We start from the raw sequence: 4,480 nt of genomic DNA, 5'->3' as shown, positions 1-4,480 counted from the left end.
TCGCTCTATTTTTGGGTATTAGCGTGGCAAACGCACAAGACAGCTTTCAGCATATCAGAAACGCTACCGCAAAGATAAACTATGCGGGAGTGAACTTTTTGCTCGACCCGTATCTTGCACCAAAGGGTAAATATCCTGGCTTTGAGGGGACGCTAAACTCACACCTTAGAAATCCTTTGATAGAACTTCCTATGGATGTAAAAGAGGTGTATAAGGGCGTCGATGCGATCATCGTTACGCACACGCATCCTGATCACTGGGATGAGGTCGCGGCCGAAATTTTACCTAAAGATATCGTTATCTTTGCTCAGCATAACGATGATGCGGCGCTAATCAAAAAGCAAGGCTTTAAAGACGTAAGAGTGCTAAACGAATCGGCTGAATTTAAAGGAGTGAAACTATATAAAGCAGGCGGCGCTCACGGCACGGTAGAGATGTATGAAAACAAGCAGCTTGGCGCTATTTTGGGCGATGCGATGGGCGTCGTGTTTGAAGCAAAGGGGCACAAGACGCTTTATGTCATGGGCGATACGCTTTGGACTGTGGACGTAAGCAAGGCTCTAAACAAATTTAATCCTAGTGTAGTCGTGATGAATACGGGCGACGCTCGCGCGCTAGCATTTCCTGACAACGGTATCATAATGGGCAAAGCCGACGTAGCTCACGCTGCAAAAGTGCTTAATGGCGCGACTATCATCGCAGTGCATATGGACGCCGTAAATCACACGAGCGTAAGCCGTAAGGATCTTCGTGAATTTGTTAAAAAAGAAGGTATAGAGAGCAAGATCACTATCCCAAATGACGGTGAAATCATCAAATTTTAATCTCAAATTTTACCCTACAAGGCTAGAATTTCTAGCCTTTATCCTAAATTTTTAAATTTTTGCTAACATTTTGGCTTTTTATGAAGGTGAAATTTGACATTTAACTACGTTTTTAAACTATCCATTCCTATCTTTATGGGTTTTTTCCCTCTTGGCATCGCCTTTGGCATTTTGGCTAAAAGCATGGGCATTAGCGCATTTATCGCTGTGGCGCTTAGTATGCTTGGATATGGCGGAGCAGCGCAGTTTATGATGCTTTCGCTCTTTAGCGTCGGCACGAGCTATGTTGAGGTCTTTATCGTCTCGTATCTGGTAAATTTACGCCATACTTTTTACGGGCTGGCGCTTTTAAAAGAGTACAAAGATCTCAAATTTCGCCTTTTTAATATTGCGACTCTCACGGACGAAACTTTTGCGATATTTAAGGCACTTAAGATCGCGGACGCGGCGGAGCGTAGCTATGTTTTTACTCGGCTAAATTTGCTCTCGTGGCTCTACTGGGCGGCAGGAACGGCGGTCGGATGTCTAGCCGGCGAGCTTATCAGGGTTGATATGAGCGGGCTTGAGTTTAGCCTAACCGCGCTTTTTATCGTGATCGTGATGGAGATGTTTAAAAACGATAAGAACTATAAAGTGCTGGGTGCTGCGTGCTTGTTTGGAGTCGCCGGCGTAGCGCTCATGCCTGCTAAAGCGATGCTGGTAGGCTCGATGGCGCTTTGCTTTATTTTTATTTTAGTTTTTAAGGATAAGCTTTGATAAGCGTGAGTTCTAGCGAGTGGGCGATATTCGCTGCCGTTTTGCTAAGCGCGTTTGCGACCTTTTTAACGCGCGCCGCGCCGTTTTACGTCATCAAAAACTATAAGCCTAGCCCGTGGCTAACGGCCGTGGAGCGACACATGGGGCTGATGATAATGGTTATCTTGGTGTGCTACGGACTAAGAGACGTCAAATTTGACGTTTATCCGTACGGACTAAACGAAGCAGCGGCCGTTTTTAGCGCGGTTTTGATTCATCTGAAATTTAAAAACGCCTTGCTGAGCATTGCTGCTTCGACGGCGATATACATGACGCTTATTAGGATTATTTAACTGAAAATAAAAATTAAGAATTAATAATAAATTTAAGCAATAAACGCTAAAATCCTCGTAACATTTCAACACAAGGAGCAAACATGCGTTTTGCAGTAAAGGCGGTGATTTTCATGCTTTTAGGAGCGACTCTGGCTTTTGCAAAGCCTACTATTTACATTTTGGCAACTGGCGGCACGATAGCCGGCAGCGGCTCTGGAGCTCTTGATACGAGCTATACCTCAGGAACCGTTACGGTCGATAAACTGATCGCTGCGGTACCCGATATCAACAAAATAGCGACCATCAAAGGCGAGCAGATCTCAAACATCGGCTCTCAAGAGATGAACAACGAAGTTTGGTTTAAGCTCGCAAACAGAGTAAACGAACTGCTAACTAGCGGCAAGGCCGACGGCGTCGTCATCACGCACGGAACCGACACGATGGAGGAGACTGCGTATTTTCTAAATTTAGTCGTCAAAAGCGATAAACCTATCGTTATGGTCGGCGCGATGAGAAACAGCGGCTCGCTAAGCGCGGACGGCCCTTTAAATATCTTTAACGCCGTAAACGTCGCGATGAGTAAAGAAGCCGCAGGCAAGGGCGTAATGGTCGTGATGAACGACGAGATCCACGCGGCTAGAGAGGTGACTAAAACCAACACTACCGCTGTCGATACATTTAAATCTCCAAACAGCGGCAAGATCGGCACAGTCTTTTACGGAAACGTCAAATTTTATATGAATCCGGTTCGCAAACATACCGTAAATTCGGCATTTGACATCACAAAGATCAAGGAGCTTCCAAGAGTAGATATTATCTATAGCCACTCAAACGATAACCCGGACTTCGTAAATGTAGCCGTCAAAAACGGAGCTAAAGGCATCATAAACGCCGGCATGGGTAACGGAAATCCATTCCCAAGCGCGCTTGAGGCTCTGGGCGAAGCGGTTAAAGCCGGCGTAGTAGTCGTGCGCGACTCACGCGTAGGTAGCGGCGAGACCACGCTAAACGGCGAGGTAGACGACGGCAAATACGGCTTTTTGGCTAGCGACAACCTAAACGCGCAAAAAGCTAGAGTGCTCTTGATGCTTGCGCTTACGCAAACAACCGATAAGGCTAAGATCCAGGAGCTTTTCCTAACTCACTAAAATTTGAGTTTGAGCGGATATCTCGTGGGCGCTTTTAAATGAGCTTTAATTTTTCTCAATCGACAGCCTACACGGCTAGTCTCAATCGAAAAATTATGCGCAACATTTAAAATCACCTCACGATATATCCGCCTTATTTTATATTGAGGCAAGGTTGTTCAAAGCGGGCAACTTGCCATCTCATTCGCAAAGCAAAATCCATCTTACCTAGTTTCGCGATACTTCCGCTTTGTTTTCTATCGTGGCGTATTTACTAAATTTGCGATCCGCCGTTGATGACTTTTAGGCTGCCGTTAGCGGCAAATTTGCGTTAAATTTGAGATTTTAAGGAGCAAAAATGGGAATGAGCGCGCACTACTACGCCTATGCGCAAGACGATATAGAGGCGATCAAAAACGGCGGTGGTGACGATGTCAAGACGATGGGCGAATACGACCTGGATAAAATGTGGGACGCGATGCACAAAACTCTAACTGGCAAAAATATGTTTGAGGCGATGAGCGCAGGCGAGATTTTCGCGACGCCAAACCCGCTTAGTTGGGCGATATTTGGACGCGGCATGGCGGGCGAGGAGGGGAGCGAGGCGGTATCTTACGTGGACGCAGACGACGTAAAAGCCGTAGCTAAAGCGATGCAGAGTGCCGACATCGGCGCGCTTTTGGCAAACGTAAATTTTACGGGCTTCGGCGAGGCTGGCACATATCCCGAGATATGGGAGTACGAGAGCGAATTTGAGGATATAAAAGCCGAGCTAAAAGAGCATTTTAACGGGCTTTTGAGCTTTTATCAAAATGCTACCGATAATGGATTTGGCGTGCTAATCGTAATAGCATAAATTTTACGGTAAATCCCGCTAAACGCTTGGCGACGATGGAGCCGCTTTTGGGATATCTATAAAGTTAAATTTGCGGAGCGTAAATTTACGAAGCTATTTACTAAATTTACGCTCCTCCGTTCTAAAAAATGCAAGCGACACTTTGGGTAAAATTTACTAAATTTCCGCCGCCCGCGCGCCGTTTTTTATCTTAAATTTATTAAATTTGATTTACTATTTCCTCAAAATTTAAGGCCATTTATGAACTACCTGCTTTTTATCGTTACATTTTTTCCGATTAGCCTGATGCCGGGTATCAACATGACCTACGCGATGAGTATCGGCATGAGCCTAGGCTACGTGCGCGCGCTGCCGATGATGTCGGGACAGCTCGCCTCTCTGGCCTTCGTGGGTATTTGCTGTATGCTGGGAGTCGGCGCCGTTTTGGCGCATTATAGTTTCGCGTTTAAGGTTTTAAACGTCATCGCGGGACTTTATCTGCTGTATCTGGGCGCTATGCTGTTTTTTAGCAAAGGGCAGCTTAGCATCACGAAGGTATCGCAGCTACCGAGCAAAAAGCAGATGTTTTTAAACGGCACCGTAGTCTGCATCTCAAATCCTAAG

The 4,480-nt window shown here is 45.9% G+C and carries 6 protein-coding genes; all 6 read left to right on the top strand.

What is annotated here, in order from left to right; all coding sequences use genetic code 11:
• Positions 1 to 824 (top strand): MBL fold metallo-hydrolase (locus Q0200_RS02405; protein ID WP_297937287.1); only part of this gene is annotated, 824 nt, incomplete at its 5' end.
• Positions 825 to 917: 93 nt separating this feature from the next.
• Positions 918 to 1,580 carry an AzlC family ABC transporter permease gene (locus Q0200_RS02400; RefSeq protein WP_297937284.1) on the top strand — a complete coding sequence of 221 codons (663 nt, stop codon included), beginning with the start codon at positions 918 to 920 and terminating at the stop codon, positions 1,578 to 1,580.
• A complete protein-coding gene (locus Q0200_RS02395) occupies positions 1,577 to 1,912 on the top strand; it encodes an AzlD domain-containing protein (RefSeq protein WP_297937281.1) in 336 nt (111 codons plus the stop codon). The genes Q0200_RS02400 and Q0200_RS02395 overlap by 4 nt, the downstream gene beginning before the upstream one ends.
• 83 nt (positions 1,913 to 1,995) lie before the next feature.
• Positions 1,996 to 3,042, top strand: a complete 1,047-nt coding sequence (locus tag Q0200_RS02390) for a type II asparaginase (protein ID WP_297937277.1) — start codon at positions 1,996 to 1,998, stop codon at positions 3,040 to 3,042.
• Between the two features lie 337 nt (positions 3,043 to 3,379).
• Positions 3,380 to 3,877, top strand: coding sequence for a YfbM family protein (locus tag Q0200_RS02385; RefSeq protein WP_297937274.1), 498 nt, complete (start codon positions 3,380 to 3,382; stop codon positions 3,875 to 3,877).
• A gap of 240 nt (positions 3,878 to 4,117) precedes the next feature.
• Positions 4,118 to 4,480, top strand: a 363-nt coding sequence (locus tag Q0200_RS02380; protein ID WP_297937271.1) for a LysE family transporter, incomplete at its 3' end; no start/stop codon positions are given.

The organism is uncultured Campylobacter sp. (assembly GCF_938045225.1).
GTDB lineage: Bacteria > Campylobacterota > Campylobacteria > Campylobacterales > Campylobacteraceae > Campylobacter_A.
This window is presented reverse-complemented; position numbering and strand designations above follow the sequence as displayed.